Raw genomic sequence first — 20,339 nt, forward strand, 5'->3', positions numbered from 1 at the left:
AAGTAAGGCGGGCATCATGAATAAAGATAACGTGAGGTTGGCTATCGCCCCTATTGGCTGGACCAACGATGATTTGCCGGAGCTGGGTAATGAAAATACCTTCCAGCAAATTATCAGTGAAATGGCGCTGGCCGGGTTTAGTGGCAGTGAGGTGGGGAATAAATATCCGCGCGATCCGGCGGTGTTGAAACCGATGCTCGAAATGCGCGGTTTACAGATCGTCAACGCATGGTTCAGCACCTTCTTTGCTAAGGGCAATAAGGCGAAAACCATCGATGAATTTATCAATCATCGCGACTTTCTCCATGCCATGGGGGCTAAAGTGATTGGTTGCTCGGAACAGAGTCGAAGTATTCAGGGAACTGATAAGGCTGTGCTGGAGGATAAACCTTGCTTCAGCGATGAGGAATGGCGTCTGACGGCGGAGGGATATAATCAACTGGCAGAACTGGCAGCTGAAAAGGAAATGCAGGTTTGCCTGCATCATCACATGGGAACAGGTATCCAGACAACGGAGGAAATCGACCGTTTTATGGCGATGACTAATGACAATGTTTACTTACTGTATGACACCGGCCATGCGTATTACTCTGAAGGCTGCCAGCAAAAGATGCTGGCTATCCTGATCCGTTATCTGCCTCGTATTAACCATGTCCATCTTAAAGATGTCAGAAACTCTATTATTGAACAGGTACGGCTCGAGCATTTGTCTTTTCTCGACGGCGTTAAACGTGGAACTTTTACCGTGCCCGGTGATGGCGATATCGATTTCGAACCGGTATTTACGGCCTTAGATAAAGCGAATTATAAAGGCTGGATGGTGGTTGAGGCTGAGCAGGATCCGGCCTTGGCTAATCCATTTGAGTATGCCGTTAAAGCCCGGGGTTATCTGCGTGATAAGGCGGGTATTTAATGCATTGTCTGACTAAAAGCGCTCTTTTCCGGCGCTTTTAGTCGAGGCGAATGGTTTTTAAGCCACTATTTCAGCTTGAGTGAATCAACGACTTTTTGCGCTTCGTTCTGCGCTAGTTGCTGATTACCTGCTGGCAGAGAAATTTGCATGGTCATGACCCTATCATCCAGCTTAGCCAGAATAATGGAGGACAGGTTGGTCTGATTATTTGCAGAGATCACGGTAATTAACTCCTGCGCCGGATGGCCATCCAACGTTAACGCTTTATTACTGATAACCTGAAGCTGAGGGTCGCGGTTACGTTGCTCTTTTTCCAGACGTTGAGTAAAAACGTCGAGATTCTGATGTGAGTTGTCGCCAATAAGCACGATGATGGTCCGTTGCTGCGAGTTGTCAGCATAGACATGCATGTTGCTGGCCTGAGTTGCCAGCTTGTCGCTTTTGTCTGACAAGCCTTCGGGGAGCGTGAAGGATAGCTTGCCGTTTAATAGCGAAACAGTTTGTGCAGACTGGCTGCTGTTTGTACTGGTACTGGTGTTTGTACTACTGCTTGTACTGCTACTGTCACCGCCCACTTTATCACTTTTACCGTCACAGCCAGCCAGGCCGACGACCAGTAAACCTATTCCTGCATATTTAAGTAGATTACGCATTCTCTTCCCTTATTTACCATGCCTTTTTACTGTCACAGTCAAACGTATTGAGCCTGTAAAGGCAACCTGTTATGAGTCATAACGCTTTTTCAAAACTCAGCTTATTGTCTGCTGCTGTTTCAAAAGGCCCAAGCGCGACTCGCTGATAATTCCGACTGATAAGTAAAAGTAGCACTTCTTTGAAGCGATTACGGGTTTTAATGCAAAGCCTTAAATAGCCCTGCGACTGCGCCCAAAGTTCCTGGTCAAGAAACAGCGCGTGGGCAATACCTTTACGACGAAAGCCTGGCGATAAGCCACCTGCTCAGCTGTAGAATCCGTTTTCATCCGGGGCATAGCCCAGCCTGGAACCGGCCATCTTTCCATCAATTTCTGCAATGCGCACCAGATGCGGTTTATCGGCGATGCGCAACGCCATATCATTCAATGAACAGCGGGTTTCGAACTCAGGCAGCTGATTGTAAAGCGGATGGACTTCTTGCAGCGAGGCGTGGCGAAGGATTATAGACATGGCGATCTCCAACTTCAGGCAGACCGCCATTATACTTTTTTTTGATCTCAGCCGAAATTGAGCCGGCGTTGCTCCGATTTCTCCGCCATGCGTTTGAGCAGGCTAGTGAGTAAGACGCCGTAAGCGGGCAGAAAGAAAATCATGCAGATCATAATCTTGAAGCTGTAGTCTACTAAGGCTATCTCCACCCAATGCTGCGCCATGAAAGGGTCCGGGCTTTTATAAAATGCGATAAAAAAGAAGGCTATCGTATCGCTGATATTACCGAGGAACATCGCACCAGCCGGCGCGACCCACCACTGTGCTTTTTGGCGCAGGCGATTAAATACGTGAACGTCAAGGATCTGCCCCAAAACATACGCCATAAAGCTGGCGCAGCCGATGCGAGCGACAAACATATTAATCTGATGTAATCCTGCCACGCCCTGCCACTCGCCATTAAACCATAGTGCAGAGATGACATATGAGGCAAACAACGCTGGTAGCATTACTGCCAGGATGATTCGTCGGGCCAACGGTGCGCCAAATATGCGTACGGTCAGATCGGTCGCCAGGAAAATAAAGGGAAAGCTGAATGCACCCCAGGTGGTATGGAGGCCAAAGATGGCAACCGGGAGCTGCACAAGATAATTACTGGAAGTAATCACCAGCAGATGGAAAAGCGATAGCCAAAAAAGCGCGCGTAGGCGCTGGCGCGGTGTGAAAGCGATCATCTTCAACCTTTTTATGTTGGGGTGAGGGAACCCGGCTTTATTCTGTCAAAGCAGATATCAGCATTAGATTAACGGCGGCATAATACGCTAAACACCAGACTATGCAATGATGAATGAATACGCAAACGTTGGCATCGCGATCCTGGTTTGCAGGGGCGATGACAGGCGTTAAACTAACGCCCTCGTTTTACTCTGGTTGGTGATATGAAATGACAGGCGATATTAACGCCCACGTGGATAAAACCCTTGATGCGATGGGGCTGCGCTGCCCTGAGCCGGTAATGATGGTGCGCAAAACTGTGCGGAATATGGCGGCAGGTGAAACGCTGCTGATCATTGCTGACGATCCGGCAACTGTCCGTGATATTCCCGGTTTTTGTACCTTTATGGAACATACTCTGCTGGCGCAGGAGGTTGATACCAGGCCTTATCGCTATCTGATAAAAAAAGGCGTGGCCTGAGACACCACCAGACCACAATGGTATTAACGGATTTGTCGCAACAGGCGCAGTGCGTTAAGGGTTACCAGCGCCGTCGCGCCGGAGTCGGCCAGCACAGCCAGCCACAGGCCGGTGATCCCCAACAGCGACGTTACTAAAAAAATTCCCTTCAATCCCAGCGCAATACTAATGTTTTGCCGTATATTGCGGCGGGTATTGCGCGCCAGGCGGATCAGTGGCGCCAGAGCATTGAGACGACTATGGGTTAGCGCTGCGTCAGCGGTTTCAAGTGCGATATCGCTACCGCTCCCCATTGCAATGCCGAGGGTTGCGGCTTTCATCGCCGGAGAGTCATTGATGCCGTCGCCGATCATGGCAACCGGTTTTCGTTGTGACAGGCGCTTAATTTCGCTTACTTTGTCTGCGGGCAACAGGCCAGCACGCCATCTGATTTTTAGCTCTGATGCGATGGCTTCCGCCGTGCGTGGGTTGTCACCGGTTAACATGACGCTCTCAATGCCTAGGGTTTGCAGCTCAGCCAGGGCTTCCCGTGCGTTGTCACGTAGCTGGTCACGCAGGGCTATCATGCCTTCGGGCTGGCCGTCCTTCATTAATATCACCACGGTATTTCCGGCATCCTCCCTACGGCGAACGTGTGACCATTGCCCGGCGCTAAGCTGATCAGCCTGAAGGCCGGAAGGTGAGCAAAGCATCAGCTGTGATCCCTCTATCTGTGCTGTCACGCCGATACCTGCCTGCGCCCGGTGATTTTTCGCTGCGGGGATAACAATTTTTCTCATCCGGGCTTCTGCAACGATAGCCCTGGCTAAAGGATGACTGGAACCTTGTTCAGCAGCAGCTGCCAGTGACAGCGTGACTTCAGTCTGAGCGGCTGTGAAGCTTTCGACGGTGGTCACCTCCGGCCGACCGGCGGTTAGCGTGCCGGTTTTATCGAATGCCAGGGTGCGGATTTTACTCAGTTGCTCAAGGGCGGCCCCGCCTTTAATTAATATCCCCAATCGACTGGCCGTAGCCAGCGCCGAGGTAATGGAGGCCGGTACGGAAATCACCAGTGCGCACGGGCAGCCGATTAGCAATAGCGTTAATCCTTTATATAGCCATTCATGCCACGGCTGAGTGAATAGCAACGGTGGCAGAATAGCAGTCAGTAAAGCCAGCACCATCACGGCTGGCGTATAAAAGCGGCTGAAACTATCAATGAAACGTTCTACCGGCGCACGGTGGCTTTCCGCTTCCTCAATAAGCTGAAGAATGCGATCTATCGCGCTTTCTCCGGGGCCTGAGGTGACGCTCAGCTGTACGCTCGCATCAATGCTAAGCGCGCCCGCCATCAGCACAGCGCCAGCTTCACGGACGACGGGCATCGATTCACCGGTCAGGGCGCTTTCATCAAAACTGGCCGTAGAGGTAATCAGAACACCATCGGCAGGCAGGCGGCCACCGGGAGAAACGACAATCACATCTCCCGGTTTAAGTTCAGAGAGAGAGACCAGTTCATGCTGGTCACCATTGAGGCGGGTCGCGGTTTCAGGTTTCAGCGCCATTAAGGCGGTGACACCGCGGCGGGCGCGCTGAGCGGCGAAGGCTTCAAGGCGCTCACCGAGCATGAAGAGCAATAAAACCATCGATGCTTCTGCGGTGGCACCTATCGATAAGGCACCAAGCGCCGCGATGCTCATCAGCATTTCGATAGTAAAAGGCTGCCCATTACGCAGCGAGCCCCAGGCGCGGCGGATAACCGGTGCCAGACCTGTAATCGTGGTAACCGTAAAAGCCAGGCTTCCCGCGTGGGGCAGTAAATGTGCGATCAGTGAGCTGATGGCTGTGAAGAGTGCGACGATGATCAACAGTGCGTTTTCACGCCAGAAATCGGGATTAGGCTTTGCCACCGGCCGGTTTTCCGGCATCAGCGAAAAGCCTGCTTGCGTGACGGCGTGTTCAACAAGCGCTGTTATGTTGGTAGCCGCCTCCACTTGCAGCGTTTGAGTACTGAACAGCACCTGGGCCTTATGAACACCGGCTATCCGGCGAACCGTGACTTCTATTTTGCGGGCGCAGGAGGGGCAGTCCATGCCGGTAATGGACCAGCGGAAACGCTGCTGCGCTCCGGGTCCGGTACCGTTATCGACCGGAAGATCGCCGTTATCGATAGGACTATTGCCGCATGGCTCAGTGCCGGGTGCTGCGGATACGAGACGGCTGATTTTTGGCGGTGTGCGCCTGTCGTTCTCGTCAGTAGATGAGCTGCCGCAGCCGTCGTTGCTATCGCAGCAGGAGCTGGAACTGGGCGTTAATGGATCAATTTTACCTATTTTTGCCAGCGGAGGACGTGTGCTGATGCTGCATCCGTGTTGGCGGAAAGCATGATTGTGATTACAGCCGCAGCCTGAATGTGTGCGCATGAAAACCTCCGCTATGCTACTGCGGCGAACGTTGCCGCGGGAGCTATCCTACACCCTGGAGTTGACTCCAGAGTCAAGCGGATTTTTCACGGGGTCACAGCCAAAGTGACCTGACTATCATAAAATGACCCGCGAAATAACAGGCTGCAATCAGCGCGCTGTCAGCCCGAAAGCGCCAGCGGTAATGACTAATCAACCAGATGGCAATCCCCACCAAAAGCAGTGAGGCACCGACGGCGATTGAGAAACTACGATCGTCTGGCAAAATAACGTAGCTTTCTGCCGCAACCCATACCATTAACAGTGTCATGCCAATCAGGGTGCAAACCGGCCAGCGTAGCGTATCAAGGCGGCTCCAGAGGGTGGTAATCAGTAGCGCGCCGATAATTAACAGTGCCAGCGGGATGGGCCAATAAAAATTCATCGCTATATGGCTGGTAAAGCAAAGGGTATAAAGCAGGTGAGAAAGGAAGAACGCACCGATGGCATACAGCATGCGTTTTTGCGGCAGCAACATCAGCGCATCGCCAATAAGCGTTGCCAGCAGACCGAGCAAAATAAAATATTCCGTAGTATGAAGAGGCGCTTGCCACGCCCAACCGAGTAGCAGCAGCATGGTTACGGGTTTGAATACCCAACGCTGCCATTGGGGACCACGATAAGAGGCGTCCACATACAGCCAACCGGAAAACAGAACCGCCAAAAAAGACCAGATCATAGTTATTCCTTCTAAACGGAATATGCATAGCCTGAAAAGCTGCATAAACACTAAAGAGTATAGGGAAATCCATTCTTTCGCTGACAGTGTAGGTGAGGGCGAGCCAATGTGACAATGGGACAGATTCGATTCGACTCATCTCCTTAACCGCATTTTATGAAAAACGGTAAGAGGCTTCTGTGATGAGCAAGCCCCTATGTTTTCAATATTATTATGGTTGTTATTGGCGTGCTGGTAGCCGAGTCGTTTATAAAACAACGTCAGGACGCTGCGGTAAATGACGTTACGCTGTGCATATGATACAAACAGAGGTGAAAGTCAGTCGGGAGCTTACGGCCTCCAGTCAACGCGCGTATCAGTATAAAGTCACCGCTGAGAAAGAGACAAATCAGGACGGATTTCACCGTCCTTAATGGTGCGGATGCTTTTAGATCAACACGACCGTTAACGGATCATCGGCAGTTGGACAAGGCGAAAGAGGTGCCTTAGATATGCATGATTCGCGCTTTATCCGTATCCGTTACAGGCCAGCGGGAAAGTCGTGCGCGGAAGAAATTACATAACTGGCTATTTTTTCTTTGGATAATATGTTTTCTGCCAGGCCAGTAGTTCAAATACGCCAAAAATAAAAACTTTCAGCTGAACTTTGCTGCTAAGCGGCGGTGCGTCTTTCGGTTGAGTGGCTTTCATCAGAGCGAGCTGCAAGCCGTGCATGATGATCATGAAGAACAGTGCAACATGTACAAAGTAGCGTAGCGGTTTAGGAAAAGGCTCAACCAGATTCCACAGTAAAAATAGCCAGACGCATATCATCAGCAGGCGTCCGAAATTAATCATCATTTTGCGCTCCTTGCTTTCTGGGGTGGCGCTGATACAGGCGATAAGCCACCTGCCCGGCGATTTTTTCGCGATATAAATGCCAGTTGGCGGGAACCGGAGGGATGCCACCTTCGATTTCATTTTCGATATAAATCATCGCCTGTTCTGCCAGCCAGCCGTGTTGTTCAAGTAAAGGCAGCATTTGATTCAGTAAGCCTTTACGAAAAGGGGGATCGATAAAAACCACGTCGTAAGCCTCGCCTGGCTGGGATAACCAGGTCAGTGAGTTGGTGTTAATGATCTGAGCATGGCTGGCTCCTAACGTCTGGCAATTTTTTTCAAGCTGTTGTGCTACCGGACGCTCCAGCTCCAGCAGCGTCGCGCCACGGGCATTGCGGGAGAGAGCCTCAAGACCTAGCGCGCCGCTTCCAGCAAAGCAGTCGAGACAGCGTGCGTCGGTCATGACAGGCATCAGCCAGTTGAACAGGGTTTCACGTACTCTGTCGGTGGTCGGACGCAGGCCATCGCTCTCAGGTACCGGGAGTTTACGTCCGCGCCATTGACCGCCAATAATGCGGATTTGGCCCTGATTACGCCCTGGTGATTTTTTCATCGTTACAACTCGTCATCATTTTTGCCTAGTTTAGCGGGGTTACTGCCAGCAGGGAACGGTAAAAGGGTGCTGTTTTGCGTCAGTCGGAAAGTGTTAGACTAGCGCACTAATTCATCTGAACAATAAAAACCGGGCGCGTGATCCCGGGTCAGCCATCAAGGGGTGTTGAAGCACAATGGCAAAAGAGAAAAAACGTGGCTTTTTTTCCTGGCTGGGGTTAGGTCGGGATGAGCAGAAAGAGGCGGAGCAGGCCGCGAAGGAAGAAAAGATAGCATCTGCTCAGCCTGCTGTACCGCCCCCGGTTGCCCCTGATAATGCAATGCCGGCGGTATTAACGCCTGAACAAAAAAACAGTGCCGAAGAGTGGCTGCCTGAAGATGCAGATCGTGCTGGTTCTGAACAGGAGCATAAGGCGACGTCGGAAGCGCAGCGTCAGATGCAGAATAGACGGCAAGATGATGACAAGTCGTCAGACTCAGTCACAGTCTCAGAGTCAGAGAACGATGTATCTACCCAGGTTAGTCATGAGGCCACGTCACTGGAGGTGGTCCGACCTGTTATCCTGCCGCCCGATGCTTTAGCGCCAGCCGTCGCCCCCGTACAGGGCGAGATTCCTCATGATAACTCTGATGATGAAAAGTCGATTGAATCATCACCGGATACTGTTTTAGCGCCGGATGAAATTCCTACCAGCAGTCAGCAAGATGCGCTGTCAGAAGCAGAGCTGGAGGCTGCTGCGCTGGCCGTAGATCCACAGGATGACGATTTATCCCGGAAAATCCCTGAAGAGGCCGAAGAGGCGATACTGCCTGTGACGCAGGAACGCCCAGCGCGTGAGGGTTTTTTTACCCGATTGAAACGTGGTCTGGTCAAAACACGTCAGAATTTGGGTTCAGGATTTATTGGATTATTCCACGGTAAGAAAATAGATGAAGATCTGTTTGAAGAGTTAGAGGAACAGTTGCTGATTGCTGATGTCGGCGTTGACACCAGCCGGCGTATCATTAACAGCCTTACTCTGCAGGCCAGTCGCAAGCAGCTACGGGATGCCGGGGCGCTTTACGGCCTGCTGAAAAATGAAATGGCGCGAATTCTGGCAAAAGTTGATGCTCCGCTGGAGATCGGCCATGAGGCACCGTTCGTTATTCTGATGGTGGGTGTTAACGGCGTGGGTAAAACCACGACCATCGGTAAGCTGGCGCGCCAGTATCAGTCGGAAGGAAAATCGGTCATGCTGGCCGCAGGTGATACGTTTCGTGCTGCAGCAGTTGAACAGCTACAGGTATGGGGACAGCGGAATAATATTCCGGTCATTGCGCAGCATACAGGTGCTGACTCGGCATCGGTAATTTTTGATGCCATCCAGGCAGCAAAGGCGCGGAATGTTGACGTTCTGATAGCCGACACGGCGGGTCGCTTGCAGAACAAGGCCCATTTGATGGAAGAGTTAAAAAAGATTACACGTGTTATGAAGAAGCTTGATGAAAATGCGCCCCATGAGGTCATGCTGACAATTGATGCCAGTACCGGGCAAAATGCTATCAGTCAGGCGAAGTTATTTCACGAGGCGGTCAATCTAACCGGGATTACCTTGACTAAACTGGATGGAACAGCGAAGGGCGGAGTGATTTTCTCCGTAGCTGATAAGTTCGGCATTCCGATTCGTTATATTGGCGTTGGCGAAGGTATTGAGGATTTGCGTCCGTTTAACGCTGACGATTTTATTGAGGCACTTTTTGCCCAAGAGGACTGATTAGGATGATTCGCTTTGAAGAGGTCAGTAAGGCTTATCTTGGCGGCCGCCAGGCATTGCAAGGTGTGGATTTTCATCTTCAGCCCGGTGAGATGGCATTCCTTACCGGACACTCTGGCGCTGGTAAGAGTACGCTGCTGAAACTGATTTGCGGCATTGAACGCCCGAGTGCTGGTCAGATCTGGTTTAGTGGCCATAACATCAGCCGTCTTAAAAACAGTGAGGTTCCTTTTTTACGTCGTCAGATAGGTATGATTTTCCAAGACCATCATCTGCTGATGGATCGCTCTGTTTACGACAACGTGGCCATTCCCCTCATTATTTCGGGTGCCAGCGTCGAAGATATTCGTCGTCGCGTTTCCGCGGCACTGGATAAAGTCGGCCTGCTCGACAAGGCTAAAAGCTTTCCTATTCAGTTATCTGGTGGTGAACAGCAGCGTGTAGGTATCGCTCGTGCGGTAGTGAATAAACCCGTTGTGCTGCTGGCCGATGAGCCAACCGGCAATCTTGATAACGCACTCTCAGAGGATATTTTGCGTCTGTTTGAGGAGTTTAACCGTGTAGGGGTCACCGTATTGATGGCCACGCATGATATGGGACTGATTGCCCGTCGTCAGTATCGCGTGATGACCCTTAACCAGGGGCGGCTGCACGGAGGTCATGATGGTGAATAAACGTAATAAGCGCCCTCCTGCCCCCAAAGTGAAGAAACAGAGAGTGCCGTCGAAAAGTAAGGCGCTGAAAGGCGGATGGCAGGAACAATGGCGGTACGCTCTGAAGGGCGCGCTTACTGATATGTGGCGTCAACCGCTGGCGATGCTGTTAACGGTGATGGTTATCGCCATTTCGCTTACGCTACCCAGCATTTGCTATATCGCCTGGAAAAACGTGCATCAGGCGGCAACAGAGTGGTATCCGGCGCCGCAGCTGACGGTCTATCTCGATAAAACGCTCGACAATAACGCGGCAGAGAATGTTGTTGCCATCCTGAAAAAAGAGCAGGGCGTAGATAAAGTTAACTACCTGTCGCGCGAAGAAGCGCGCGGCGAGTTCCGCAACTGGTCGGGATTTGGCGGCGCGCTGGATATGCTGGAGCAAAATCCGCTGCCAGCGGTGGCCATTATTACGCCCAGGTTGAGTTTTCAGAGTTCAGATACCATGAAAGCGTTGCGCGAACGGGTGGCGCGCACTCAGGGTGTGGATGAAGTTAAAATGGATGACAGCTGGTACGCCAGACTGGCAGCGTTGACCGGGCTGGCTGGTCAGGTCGCCACAATAATCGGCGTGCTGATGATTATCGCTGTATTTTTGGTGATTGGTAATAGCGTGCGTCTCAGTATCTTTGCCCGTCGCGATATCATCAACGTGCAAAAGCTTATCGGTGCTACCGATGGTTTTATATTACGCCCTTTTCTTTACGGCGGTGCCCTTCTGGGCTTGGTTGGTGCGGTTTTCTCGCTGGTGTTATCTGAAATTATGGTGCTGCGTTTGGAGTCGGTGGTATCGCAGGTTGCGGCGGTTTTTGGAACAACCTTCACACTGCATGGTTTATCCTGGGATGAGAGCTTTATGTTACTGCTTGTCGCGGCGATCATTGGGTGGACCGCTGCTTTACTGGCAACGGTACGACATTTACGCCGATTTACTCCGCAGTAATCCACTTTCACATTTTTTTGATATAATCTTTCCTCACTGCGTGATAAAACCGGTGGGGAAGGATCGTCTGTACTCATCATCTCTTTGTCAATCCGGCACCTGAAGGACAACCAAAATATATAATTATGCACAGGTGAAAGTGAACTTGTGGATAAGTCCAGGGTCTGAGATATAGTGATTGCGCACGGATAGCTTTTGGCTTTCAGCTGTGGTTAGCTTAGGCTGACTCTCGCGTCAGGGAATGCGCAGCGTTTGAATAGATTAAATGAGAGGATTTGAATGACCAAAGAAATGCAAACTTTAGCTATTGCTCCCTTAGGTAACCTGGATTCTTACATCCGGGCGGCCAATGCCTGGCCTGTGCTGACGGCAGAAGAGGAAAAAGCGCTGGCTGAACGGCTGCATTACCAGGGCGATCTGGATGCAGCAAAAACGCTGATCCTGTCTCACCTGCGGTTTGTTGTTCATGTTGCTCGTAACTATGCAGGCTACGGGCTGCCACAAGCGGATCTGATTCAGGAAGGTAACATCGGTCTGATGAAGGCGGTGCGCCGTTTTAATCCTGAAGTGGGTGTGCGACTGGTCTCCTTTGCCGTTCACTGGATTAAGGCGGAGATCCATGAGTACGTGCTACGTAACTGGCGTATCGTGAAGGTCGCAACCACAAAAGCTCAGCGTAAACTGTTCTTTAATCTGCGTAAGAATAAGCAGCGCCTGGGTTGGTTTAATCAGGAAGAAGTTGAAATGGTGGCTCGTGAACTGGGCGTCTCAGCTCAGGACGTGCGCGAGATGGAGTCTCGTATGGCCGCGCAGGATATGGCATTTGATATGGGTGCCGACGATGAGCCAGGTGAGGGTAAGCCGATGGCGCCGGTGCTCTATCTACAGGATAAAACGTCCGATTTCGCCGACGGCATTGAAGAAGACAACTGGGAAGGCCACGCAGCTGACAAACTCACGCTTGCAATGAAAGGATTAGACGAACGTAGCCAGCATATTATTCGCGCACGCTGGTTGGATGAAGATAATAAAACTACATTGCAGGAACTGGCCGATCGCTACGGTGTATCCGCTGAACGCGTACGCCAGCTGGAAAAAAACGCAATGAAAAAGCTGCGTATGGCGATTGAAGCCTGAGGGTTCCCTATTTAACATCGTCAGAAAGCGCTCCCGATAAGAGCGCTTTTTTTATGGTGTGAAAAACGGCCTCGCTTCAGTTATCCGCGCGTGTGTTTTACCCAATCATCGTCTTCGGCGCGAAAGCCGCAACGTTGCATGAAGGCGGCAATAGTGCTGCTTTCACCGCTACCGTCGCTGGCAACGCGCCATAACGTTATCATCGTGTTCTGCGCGATAACCTCTTCCAGTAAATATTTCCCTACTCCACGCCGCCGGGTTATTTCACGAACTGCCAGATGATGGACCCGGCCCTGAGTGCCACGGACGTCTAGCTGTAATGCTGCAAGAAGGCGATCGTTAAAGCGGGCGGCATATATTTGTGACTGCTCGTTGAGCGCTCCGACAAGCGATGGTATTGCTTGCAGAGGCCAGATCTTACTCAAATCTGTCTGGTCTTGTGACGTTAAGTTTATTAAGCGGATAATAGTCAGTTTCATCATCAGATCCGAAATGATAAGCCGGGATACTTCCATGATTTTAAGTGAATTTAACCTAAATATTCTGCTTTTTACTTACGCCGCGACCCAATAGATCTTTTATGTGCGAGAAATTCTACCGCTGAAAGCCAATAGGCTGGAAATGCCCGGTGTTTATAATCTGCAGGTGGGGAGGGCTACGTGATAGTTCGGCGGCCTCAGGACGATAGATCAACCGTTGACAGTACCTTGTGGCTGCATTTACCAACCAAATTGCTACACTACTATGCTAGTAAAAAAAGGGACAGTGAATTGAATAAGTGATGCAAAAAGCGTGGCCTTATCCTGCGATTGTTGCGCATCGTGGTGGAGGCTCTCTGGCGCCGGAAAATACCCTGGCAGCAATCGATAAAGGTGCCGAGTTTGGGCATAGGATGATCGAATTTGATACGAAGTTATCGCGTGATGGTGAAGTATTTTTGCTACATGACGATACGCTCGATCGCACCAGCAATGGCTGGGGTATAGCCGGGGCGCTACCGTGGGAAAAATTGATTATGCTCGATGCAGGCAGTTGGTTTGGCCGCCTTTTTGCCAACGAGCGTTTACCACTGCTGCAACAGGTTGCCGATCGCTGTCGTCGCTATGAGATGATGGCGAATATCGAAATTAAACCGACAACCGGTTTAGTCAAGGAGACGGGGCGAGCCGTTGCAGTAGCCGCCGATGCATTGTGGCGAGGAATGACGCCGCCGCTGCTCTCCTCATTCGATTACGATGCGCTGGCGGCGGCAAAAGAGGTCGCGCCGGAGCTGGCACGTGGCTATCTGCTACATGAATGGATTGATGACTGGCTGGAAAAAGCCCTGGCACTTGAGTGTGTTTCTCTACACTTTAACCATAGCCTTCTCAATGAGAAGCGCATTGCGGCAGTGAAGCAGGCAGGGCTGAGGATTCTGGTTTATACCGTTAACGATCCGCGTCGGGCAAAAACTTTATTAGACTGGGGGGTTGATGCCATATGTACCGATCGTATCGATCTGATTGGCCCCAATTTCAATGATTAATCACTGCTGCGAGGGGCGGTCTGGTTCCCCTGTTGGATTTGAGTGTTAAACTGCTGCGCCTGGTTGCGCTGTTCTTGTTGCAGCTTTAACTGCTCATTTTGCTGTTGGTTAAACATCTGATTTTGCATGCGCTGTGTACTAGGGTTGTAACCCCGTTGGAAAGGCTGATTTGTGTTGTTTAACGAATTAGCCATACCGACGATGGGAAATGCGACCGTCAGAAAAATGAGCCATTTCATATTTAATCCTCCTTATATTTTCGATAAATGATAAGACATAACGTCCAACCCCGATTCTGGAGGGTTTCCTTATTCCCGTAAGGATCACTTTCTTCTCAGTGTATTCCGTAGTTAAACCGGTAATTTTTGCTAAGTTTAAGCTACAGCGGCAGGACAGAACGGCTGGGTATTTTATCATAATCATAAGGAGAAAATCAGATGAGAGTAAAGCAACAACGCCGGCTGGCAGTGTTTTTTGTTGGCTGTTTTTTATGTTGGTTGAGTTCCGCTAACTCAGCGCCTTCACCCGTTTCCTATGGTGTAGAGGCCGATATTTTTCATCCGGTAAAAGAACAGCATGGCATGGTAGCATCGGTTGATGCGACGGCGACTAACGTTGGCGTTGAGATATTAAAGCAGGGAGGGAACGCCGTTGATGCCGCCGTTGCCGTCGGTTTCGCACTGGCGGTGACGCATCCCCAGGCCGGTAATCTCGGCGGTGGCGGATTCATGATGCTGCGTACCGCCAGCGGACATACTACGGCAATCGATTTCCGGGAAATGGCACCGAATGGGGCCTATGCAGATATGTTTCTGAATGACAAGGGTAATATTGATAGCAAAAAGTCGCTGACCTCTCATCTGGCCTCCGGTATCCCCGGCACAGTAGCAGGCTTTGCGCTGGCAAATAAAAAATATGGCACCTTGCCGCTGAGTCAGCTCATTCAGCCTGCGCTAATGTTGGCAAGAAAGGGGATCATTGTGAATGATAGTCTGGCCGATGATTTGAAAACCTATGGTAGCGAAGTGCTGGTTAATCACCCCAACAGCAAAGCGATTTTTTTCAAACCTGACGGTACGCCGTGGGCAAAAGGTGAGCGGCTTGTACAAACTAACCTGGCACACAGCCTTGAGCTGATTTCCCGCCAGGGAGCGGACGCTTTTTATAAGGGGTGGATTGCGGATCAGATTGCCAAAGAGATGGCGCAGCACGGCGGATTCATCACTAAAGCCGATCTTGCTGCTTACAAAGCAATTGAGCGTCAGCCCGTTACCGGACACTATCGCGGCTACGTGATTTATTCTATGCCGCCGCCCTCATCAGGTGGTATTCACATTATTCAACTCCTGAATATTCTGGAAAATTTCGATTTGTCGAAAATGGGCTTTGGCAGCGCGGATGCGATGCAGGTAACCGCCGAGGCGGAGAAGTATGCCTATGCCGATCGCTCTCAATATCTCGGCGATCCGGATTTTGTCAGCGTGCCATGGCGTGCATTGACCAGCAAGGCTTACGCGAAGTCGCTGGCGGAGAAAATCGATCTGTCTAAAGCGCGGCCATCAATCGATATTAAGCCCGGCAATCTGGCACCTTATGAAAGCAAGCAAACCACACATTTCTCGGTGGTAGATCAGCAGGGTAACGCCGTTTCGGTGACTTATACACTGAATACCAATTTCGGTAGCGGCATCGTGGCGGCAGAGAGCGGTATTCTGTTGAACAATGAAATGGATGATTTTTCCGCTAAACCGGGAACGCCTAACATTTATGGTTTGGTTGGGGGGGAGGCTAACGCGATTGGACCTTTTAAACGACCGCTCTCCTCAATGTCTCCGACAATTGTTGCGAAAGACGGCAAAACCTGGCTGGTAACCGGTAGCCCTGGCGGTAGCCGCATTATCACCACCGTGCTGCAAATGGTGATCAATAGTATCGATTTTGGCATGAATGTCGCTGAGGCGACCAATGCGCCGCGCTTTCATCATCAGTGGCTACCGGACGAGTTGCGGGTTGAGAAGGGCTTCAGCCCGGATACCCTGAGGATACTTGAGTCAAGGGGGCAACATGTGAGGGTGCAACCAGCGATGGGCAGTACACAAAGTATTATGATTGGACAACAGGGAATGTTGTATGGCTCTTCCGATCCGCGTACGCCCGGTGATTTGACCGCCGGATACTAGCTTTCTCAATTACCCAGCATAGTCTCGGGCGCTTATGCGCTGGGATTATTTCTCGTCTCATTCGGACCGTGATGGCAAAAAACCGCCTCCGGCAAGGCGAGTAAACCATTTATATTCCGGTACGTTGACATATGCCTACGGTAAGTTGTGTAGAAAAGCCATTTGAGCATCATGGATTTTGATGTTTATGGAGCGTAAAAAAACCGATGAAATAACTTTAAAAATACGAATGATAATGGTTATTATTAATTCGCCTTCAGGGGGACGGACGATCCTTTGAAGGCACGACATTGCTCACATTGCTTCCCGTGTTTTCTAGCCAGCCGAGTGCTGGCTTCTTTTTATCTGCACAGCGAGCTTCTTCGGTAAATTTGAACAGAGAGGTCAATTCTCTTCGCTATCTTGTTATCTCCCGTCATTGCAAACTATTAGAAAATATTGCGGAGGAATAAAGATGATCTCTTTACGACGGGCGAACGATCGCGGTCACGCAAACCATGGCTGGCTGGACAGTTGGCATACATTCTCATTTGCTGACTATTACGACCCGGATTTTATGGGGTTCTCGGCGCTGCGAGTCATTAACGAAGACGTCATTGGCCCCGGCAAGGGGTTTGGTACTCACCCCCATAAGGATATGGAAATTCTGACCTACGTGCTCTCTGGTACTGTTGAGCACCAGGACAGTATGGGTAACAAAGCGCAGATCCCTGCTGGAGAGTTTCAGATTATGAGTGCTGGCAGCGGTATTCGTCATTCTGAATACAATGCCAGCAGTGATCAGCTGCTACATTTGTACCAGATCTGGATAATTCCAACGAGTATCGGCATTACCCCACGCTATGAACAGCGTCGTTTTGACCAGCGCCAGGGGCGCCATCTGGTGCTATCTCCGGACGCCCGTGACGGCTCGTTACAGGTGTACCAGGACATGACACTATCGCGCTGGGCGTTCAGGGTTAATGACAGCGAGGCCCTGAGTTTACAGCCTGAACGCCACTACTGGTTGCAGATAGTCAAAGGGGATATCAGCATTAACGGGCAGACTGCAGGCACCAGCGATGGGGTAGCCATCTGGGATGAAACCCAGCTGAGGCTTGCCGCCAGCAGCGATGCAGAAGTCTTACTGTTCGACCTTCCATCGGAATAGGTCGAACAGGCCCAGGGCGTATCAGTATCTGATGTTGGCAAGTAGCCAAGCATCCTCCGCGTGGCAATTTTGATACACTCAGCATTAAACTCTTTTATTTAGGCTGATGCTGTACCATGAAAAAGAAAAGACCGATTTTACAGGATGTAGCCAATCGCGTCGGCGTTACCAAGATGACGGTCAGCCGCTATTTACGCAACCCTACTCAGGTTTCGGCTGCGCTGCAAACCCGTATTGCCGCTGCATTAGATGAATTAGGATATATTCCCAACCGTGCGCCCGATATCCTCTCTAATGCGACCAGCCGCGCGATCGGTGTGTTGTTACCTTCCTTTACTAATCAGGTTTTTGCCGACGTATTACGCGGAATTGAGAGTATAACCGATACGGCGGGTTATCAAACGATGGTGGCGCATTTTGGCTACAGCTCTGAAAAAGAAGAGCGGCAGATGCGCTCACTATTGAGCTGGAATATTGACGGTTTGATTCTGACTGAGCGTACGCATACGCCCGGTAGCCTGCGCATGATTAACACCGCCGGCATTCCGTTACTGGAAATGATGGACAGTGTCTCCCCCTGTCTGGACATGGCCGTTGGTTTTAATAATTACGAAGCTGCCCGACAAATGACACAGACTATTTTAAAAAAGGGCTACGGTTATCCGGTCTATCTTGGCGCGCGATTGGATGAACGAACTCTGCAAAAACAACAAGGGTATGAGCGTGCGATGCGTGAGGCGGGCCGCGAACCGCGCAGCGTGATGACACCAGAACCCTCGACATTTTCCGCAGGCGGCACCCTGTTGTGCGAGGCACAGAGACGTTATCCTGAAACGGATAGTCTTTTTTGTACTAATGACGATCTGGCAGTAGGCGCGATGTTTGAATGTCAGCGCCAGGGGTTGCGTATACCGCAACAGATGGCGATTGCCGGATTTCACGGACACGATATCGCCCGGGTGGTCAATCCGACCCTGGCAACGGTTATTACACCCCGTGAGGAAATGGGAAACATGGCCGCCAGAATGCTGCTGGCGCGCATTCAGGGAGAGGCGATAACGCAGAAAATGGTGGATGTTGGTTTCACGCTTTTTGACGGGGGGAGTATCTGACACGCGTCTGATGGCGGATTACTACAGATGATCTGTATTGATGGAGGTGATTTTTTTATGCGCCGTCTCACATATTCGGGCTTTCTCCATGTGCCATGTTGCCTTAATAGGCCATCATTACAGAATGTTACCGATAACATTGCTATGAGATTGCGGGGCTGCGATGACGACATCTGCTTGCACTAATCACGTTTTCGTCCTGATGGGCGTTTCAGGAAGTGGTAAATCCGCCGTTGCCAGCGAAGTGGCTTATCGAATGAAAGCGGCTTTCCTGGATGGTGATTTTTTACACCCGCGTGCCAATATTGATAAAATGTCGCGGGGTCTCGCGCTTAACGACAAAGATCGCGAGCCCTGGTTGCAGGCTCTGAACGATGCCGCTTTTGCCATGCAGCGCACGCATAACGTGTCATTGATCGTCTGCTCTGCGCTAAAAAAGAGCTATCGAGATTTGCTGCGTAAAGGGAGTCAGAATCTCTCTTTTATCTATTGCAGGGGTGATTTTGATACTATTGAGAGCCGTCTGCGTGCGCGTAAAGGCCACTTTTTTAAACCTCAGATGCTGGTGACTCAATTTGCAACTCTACAGGAACCGGGTAGTGATGAGTCTGATGTTCTGGTGGTTGATATTAAGCCCTCCTTAGATGAGGTTGTTGCGAATACCATTCGCATTATTCAAAACAAAGCCGGGTAGTCTCATCTGGGCGCTTCATGTGGCGTCGTTAATTCATCAAAAATTATCATGATGTTCTCCTGTACTTCAGGGGAATATGTGGTCACAAAAATAATTTATCTTTATCCCTTACCAATAAACTTATGACGGCTTTTTTTTCTTCAGTATGTGAAATATTCCGCAATGTAGCCGGTAAAGCATGCGTAACAAAGTTGTTCTTTCTGATAAAGTAAACCTTGACAAACGCGTAGCTGTTGGTGAGGTTTCTCCGTATATTGCACATTCGTAAGAATGCGCATGATCGATTTATACCAAGGAGTGATAATCTTTGTGGGGGCTTAAAATATGATTAAATATGATGATTTGCCCCAATGGTTTACCTATTACGCGATGTCAGGGCCACCCGAATGAAACCGGAAAATGAACATCAAAGCTCAAGCTTTGCTCATCAACCGGAAGATATCGAGCATGAAGACGAGTGGTTTTTTGCGGTTATCACCGGCGATACATCGCCAGATTTGCCAGCACACCGCTTTCGCTTGCTGGCTACCAATGCTATCTATGACGCCATTGCCGGAGTGGCTGCGGCTTTTCGCAGTCAGTGTTGGATATCAAGCATTATTGGTGAGCAGGGCTTTGAGCGGCTCGATGAGTATGATGATGTTTTTCAGCCCATATTTGCTACCATCGAAGACTCCCGCCAGCGTCTGGTCGTTGGTATCCAACTCATGCCAACTTTTTTAGTGCTGATGCCGGCTTTCAGCGATGATGAAACAGCTCGTATCCGTCAGCATCAGCAGGGACTGGAGAACGAGGCCAATTTGCTACAGTCTCAACCAGGGGGAGAGGTGATCGCGCACTATCTCCGTCGTCAAAGTGAAATCATCGGCCTACATCTTGCGGACAGCTCTTATCATCATCACCATGAAATGAAGGCGATTAAAAGCTTTATCAGTGCTGGTGGAACGCTGGAGTGGTTTGCAGTCTCAGACAGACGTTCGCTCAATTAAACCCTCCCGGTCTTCATACAGGCAAGCTTTCCTCGCATCTTACAACCCGCTGTTCAGCATTCACTCTGCGTTTATGCTAAGGCGGAGAAATTGCCAGTTTGCTACCTCAATTCACGCTTCAAACAGCGTCATTACAATTTCTGATTTTCTGGTCAGCGCCGTACGATATCCATCATCCCTGTACCGCGCCGGAGTGCCGCGCTGAACCAATGAGGTTTTACTTGGATTGTACAGCGTCAGGTCCTTATTTCTGAGTGGCAGCCCGAGCCGCCCCCGCCGTATCCGCGGGGTGAACGGGTTGCCGGTCATAGCGAACCGTTGAGGCCTCAAAATTATCAAC

The 20,339-nt window shown here is 50.5% G+C and carries 21 protein-coding genes; 12 read left to right on the forward strand and 9 right to left on the reverse strand.

Features of this window, described 5'->3' with window-relative positions; genetic code table 11:
* The first annotated feature begins 16 nt into the window (after positions 1 to 16).
* The gene (iolE, locus tag BM191_RS11080; RefSeq protein WP_092878133.1) at positions 17 to 913 is read left to right on the forward strand and encodes a myo-inosose-2 dehydratase; all 897 of its coding nucleotides are present in this window, start codon (positions 17 to 19) and stop codon (positions 911 to 913) included.
* Positions 914 to 978: 65 nt separating this feature from the next.
* Here iolE and BM191_RS11085 read toward each other — a convergent pair whose 3' ends face one another.
* From BM191_RS11085 to BM191_RS11095, 3 genes are all read right to left on the reverse strand, one after another.
* Positions 979 to 1,566 (reverse strand): DcrB family lipoprotein, encoded by a 588-nt coding sequence (locus tag BM191_RS11085; RefSeq protein ID WP_092878135.1) that lies wholly within the window; start codon positions 1,564 to 1,566, stop codon positions 979 to 981.
* Positions 1,567 to 1,870: 304 nt separating this feature from the next.
* On the reverse strand, positions 1,871 to 2,077 hold the full coding sequence (locus BM191_RS17170; RefSeq protein WP_230479579.1) for a hypothetical protein: 207 nt from the start codon (positions 2,075 to 2,077) through the stop codon (positions 1,871 to 1,873).
* 47 nt (positions 2,078 to 2,124) lie between these two features.
* Positions 2,125 to 2,790 carry a 7-cyano-7-deazaguanine/7-aminomethyl-7-deazaguanine transporter gene (locus tag BM191_RS11095; protein ID WP_092878137.1) on the reverse strand — a complete coding sequence of 222 codons (666 nt, stop codon included), beginning with the start codon at positions 2,788 to 2,790 and terminating at the stop codon, positions 2,125 to 2,127.
* A 209-nt stretch (positions 2,791 to 2,999) separates the two neighbouring features.
* Here BM191_RS11095 and tusA point away from each other — a divergent pair, with 209 nt between their 5' ends.
* Positions 3,000 to 3,251: a sulfurtransferase TusA gene (gene tusA, locus BM191_RS11100; RefSeq protein ID WP_092878139.1), complete on the forward strand. Its 252-nt coding sequence runs from the start codon at positions 3,000 to 3,002 to the stop codon at positions 3,249 to 3,251.
* Between the two features lie 23 nt (positions 3,252 to 3,274).
* Here the strand turns inward: tusA and BM191_RS11105 are convergent, their stop codons facing one another.
* From BM191_RS11105 to rsmD, 4 genes are all read right to left on the reverse strand, one after another.
* Positions 3,275 to 5,653, reverse strand: a complete 2,379-nt coding sequence (locus BM191_RS11105) for a zinc/cadmium/mercury/lead-transporting ATPase (protein WP_092878141.1) — start codon at positions 5,651 to 5,653, stop codon at positions 3,275 to 3,277.
* A 94-nt stretch (positions 5,654 to 5,747) separates the two neighbouring features.
* Positions 5,748 to 6,371: a lysoplasmalogenase gene (locus BM191_RS11110; RefSeq protein WP_092878143.1), complete on the reverse strand. Its 624-nt coding sequence runs from the start codon at positions 6,369 to 6,371 to the stop codon at positions 5,748 to 5,750.
* Between the two features lie 567 nt (positions 6,372 to 6,938).
* The gene (locus tag BM191_RS11115) at positions 6,939 to 7,211 is read right to left on the reverse strand and encodes a DUF1145 family protein (RefSeq protein WP_092878145.1); all 273 of its coding nucleotides are present in this window, start codon (positions 7,209 to 7,211) and stop codon (positions 6,939 to 6,941) included.
* Positions 7,201 to 7,803, reverse strand: coding sequence for a 16S rRNA (guanine(966)-N(2))-methyltransferase (gene rsmD / locus BM191_RS11120; protein ID WP_092878147.1), 603 nt, complete (start codon positions 7,801 to 7,803; stop codon positions 7,201 to 7,203). Before rsmD ends, BM191_RS11115 begins: the two co-directional genes overlap by 11 nt.
* 175 nt (positions 7,804 to 7,978) lie before the next feature.
* Between rsmD and ftsY the strand changes: the two genes are divergently transcribed.
* From ftsY to rpoH, 4 genes are all read left to right on the forward strand, one after another.
* Entirely contained in the window at positions 7,979 to 9,556 is a 1,578-nt protein-coding gene (gene ftsY / locus BM191_RS11125; RefSeq protein ID WP_092878149.1) for a signal recognition particle-docking protein FtsY, read from the forward strand.
* Positions 9,557 to 9,561: 5 nt separating this feature from the next.
* On the forward strand, positions 9,562 to 10,230 hold the full coding sequence (gene ftsE, locus BM191_RS11130; RefSeq protein WP_092878151.1) for a cell division ATP-binding protein FtsE: 669 nt from the start codon (positions 9,562 to 9,564) through the stop codon (positions 10,228 to 10,230).
* Positions 10,220 to 11,212: a permease-like cell division protein FtsX gene (gene ftsX / locus BM191_RS11135; protein WP_092878153.1), complete on the forward strand. Its 993-nt coding sequence runs from the start codon at positions 10,220 to 10,222 to the stop codon at positions 11,210 to 11,212. Before ftsE ends, ftsX begins: the two co-directional genes overlap by 11 nt.
* 279 nt (positions 11,213 to 11,491) lie before the next feature.
* On the forward strand, positions 11,492 to 12,349 hold the full coding sequence (gene rpoH / locus BM191_RS11140; protein ID WP_092878155.1) for an RNA polymerase sigma factor RpoH: 858 nt from the start codon (positions 11,492 to 11,494) through the stop codon (positions 12,347 to 12,349).
* An 80-nt stretch (positions 12,350 to 12,429) separates the two neighbouring features.
* Here rpoH and panM read toward each other — a convergent pair whose 3' ends face one another.
* The gene (gene panM / locus BM191_RS11145; protein WP_092878333.1) at positions 12,430 to 12,828 is read right to left on the reverse strand and encodes an aspartate 1-decarboxylase autocleavage activator PanM; all 399 of its coding nucleotides are present in this window, start codon (positions 12,826 to 12,828) and stop codon (positions 12,430 to 12,432) included.
* Between the two features lie 302 nt (positions 12,829 to 13,130).
* Here panM and ugpQ point away from each other — a divergent pair, with 302 nt between their 5' ends.
* Positions 13,131 to 13,874, forward strand: a complete 744-nt coding sequence (ugpQ, locus tag BM191_RS11150; RefSeq protein ID WP_092878157.1) for a glycerophosphodiester phosphodiesterase — start codon at positions 13,131 to 13,133, stop codon at positions 13,872 to 13,874.
* Here the strand turns inward: ugpQ and BM191_RS11155 are convergent.
* On the reverse strand, positions 13,871 to 14,113 hold the full coding sequence (locus BM191_RS11155; RefSeq protein ID WP_092878159.1) for a DUF2756 domain-containing protein: 243 nt from the start codon (positions 14,111 to 14,113) through the stop codon (positions 13,871 to 13,873). The genes ugpQ and BM191_RS11155 overlap by 4 nt on opposite strands.
* Positions 14,114 to 14,311: 198 nt before the next feature.
* On the opposite strand from BM191_RS11155, the gene ggt reads away from it, so the two are divergent.
* From ggt to BM191_RS11180, 5 genes are all read left to right on the forward strand, one after another.
* A complete protein-coding gene (gene ggt, locus BM191_RS11160) occupies positions 14,312 to 16,054 on the forward strand; it encodes a gamma-glutamyltransferase (RefSeq protein WP_092878161.1) in 1,743 nt (580 codons plus the stop codon).
* Between the two features lie 454 nt (positions 16,055 to 16,508).
* Positions 16,509 to 17,204 carry a pirin family protein gene (locus tag BM191_RS11165; RefSeq protein ID WP_092878163.1) on the forward strand — a complete coding sequence of 232 codons (696 nt, stop codon included), beginning with the start codon at positions 16,509 to 16,511 and terminating at the stop codon, positions 17,202 to 17,204.
* A gap of 116 nt (positions 17,205 to 17,320) precedes the next feature.
* On the forward strand, positions 17,321 to 18,316 hold the full coding sequence (gntR, locus tag BM191_RS11170; RefSeq protein ID WP_092878165.1) for a gluconate operon transcriptional repressor GntR: 996 nt from the start codon (positions 17,321 to 17,323) through the stop codon (positions 18,314 to 18,316).
* A 163-nt stretch (positions 18,317 to 18,479) separates the two neighbouring features.
* Positions 18,480 to 19,010, forward strand: a complete 531-nt coding sequence (gene gntK / locus BM191_RS11175; protein WP_092878167.1) for a gluconokinase — start codon at positions 18,480 to 18,482, stop codon at positions 19,008 to 19,010.
* Positions 19,011 to 19,396: 386 nt separating this feature from the next.
* On the forward strand, positions 19,397 to 19,999 hold the full coding sequence (locus tag BM191_RS11180) for a hypothetical protein (protein WP_092878169.1): 603 nt from the start codon (positions 19,397 to 19,399) through the stop codon (positions 19,997 to 19,999).
* The last annotated feature ends 340 nt before the right edge of the window (positions 20,000 to 20,339 follow it).

This window comes from Izhakiella capsodis, assembly GCF_900115045.1.
GTDB classification, from domain to species: domain Bacteria; phylum Pseudomonadota; class Gammaproteobacteria; order Enterobacterales; family Enterobacteriaceae; genus Izhakiella; species Izhakiella capsodis.

Excerpts from the sequence above, each read along its gene's own strand:
- iolE (WP_092878133.1), top strand. The coding sequence starts at position 17 with ATGAATAAAGATAACGTGAGGTTGGCTATCGCCCCTATTGGCTGGACC.
- BM191_RS11085 (WP_092878135.1), bottom strand. The coding sequence starts at position 1,566 with ATGCGTAATCTACTTAAATATGCAGGAATAGGTTTACTGGTCGTCGGC.
- BM191_RS17170 (WP_230479579.1), bottom strand. The coding sequence starts at position 2,077 with ATGTCTATAATCCTTCGCCACGCCTCGCTGCAAGAAGTCCATCCGCTT.
- BM191_RS11095 (WP_092878137.1), bottom strand. The coding sequence starts at position 2,790 with ATGATCGCTTTCACACCGCGCCAGCGCCTACGCGCGCTTTTTTGGCTA.
- tusA (WP_092878139.1), top strand. The coding sequence starts at position 3,000 with ATGACAGGCGATATTAACGCCCACGTGGATAAAACCCTTGATGCGATG.
- BM191_RS11105 (WP_092878141.1), bottom strand. The coding sequence starts at position 5,653 with ATGCGCACACATTCAGGCTGCGGCTGTAATCACAATCATGCTTTCCGC.
- BM191_RS11110 (WP_092878143.1), bottom strand. The coding sequence starts at position 6,371 with ATGATCTGGTCTTTTTTGGCGGTTCTGTTTTCCGGTTGGCTGTATGTG.
- BM191_RS11115 (WP_092878145.1), bottom strand. The coding sequence starts at position 7,211 with ATGATGATTAATTTCGGACGCCTGCTGATGATATGCGTCTGGCTATTT.
- rsmD (WP_092878147.1), bottom strand. The coding sequence starts at position 7,803 with ATGAAAAAATCACCAGGGCGTAATCAGGGCCAAATCCGCATTATTGGC.
- ftsY (WP_092878149.1), top strand. The coding sequence starts at position 7,979 with ATGGCAAAAGAGAAAAAACGTGGCTTTTTTTCCTGGCTGGGGTTAGGT.
- ftsE (WP_092878151.1), top strand. The coding sequence starts at position 9,562 with ATGATTCGCTTTGAAGAGGTCAGTAAGGCTTATCTTGGCGGCCGCCAG.
- ftsX (WP_092878153.1), top strand. The coding sequence starts at position 10,220 with ATGGTGAATAAACGTAATAAGCGCCCTCCTGCCCCCAAAGTGAAGAAA.
- rpoH (WP_092878155.1), top strand. The coding sequence starts at position 11,492 with ATGACCAAAGAAATGCAAACTTTAGCTATTGCTCCCTTAGGTAACCTG.
- panM (WP_092878333.1), bottom strand. The coding sequence starts at position 12,828 with ATGAAACTGACTATTATCCGCTTAATAAACTTAACGTCACAAGACCAG.
- ugpQ (WP_092878157.1), top strand. The coding sequence starts at position 13,131 with ATGCAAAAAGCGTGGCCTTATCCTGCGATTGTTGCGCATCGTGGTGGA.
- BM191_RS11155 (WP_092878159.1), bottom strand. The coding sequence starts at position 14,113 with ATGAAATGGCTCATTTTTCTGACGGTCGCATTTCCCATCGTCGGTATG.
- ggt (WP_092878161.1), top strand. The coding sequence starts at position 14,312 with ATGAGAGTAAAGCAACAACGCCGGCTGGCAGTGTTTTTTGTTGGCTGT.
- BM191_RS11165 (WP_092878163.1), top strand. The coding sequence starts at position 16,509 with ATGATCTCTTTACGACGGGCGAACGATCGCGGTCACGCAAACCATGGC.
- gntR (WP_092878165.1), top strand. The coding sequence starts at position 17,321 with ATGAAAAAGAAAAGACCGATTTTACAGGATGTAGCCAATCGCGTCGGC.
- gntK (WP_092878167.1), top strand. The coding sequence starts at position 18,480 with ATGACGACATCTGCTTGCACTAATCACGTTTTCGTCCTGATGGGCGTT.
- BM191_RS11180 (WP_092878169.1), top strand. The coding sequence starts at position 19,397 with ATGAAACCGGAAAATGAACATCAAAGCTCAAGCTTTGCTCATCAACCG.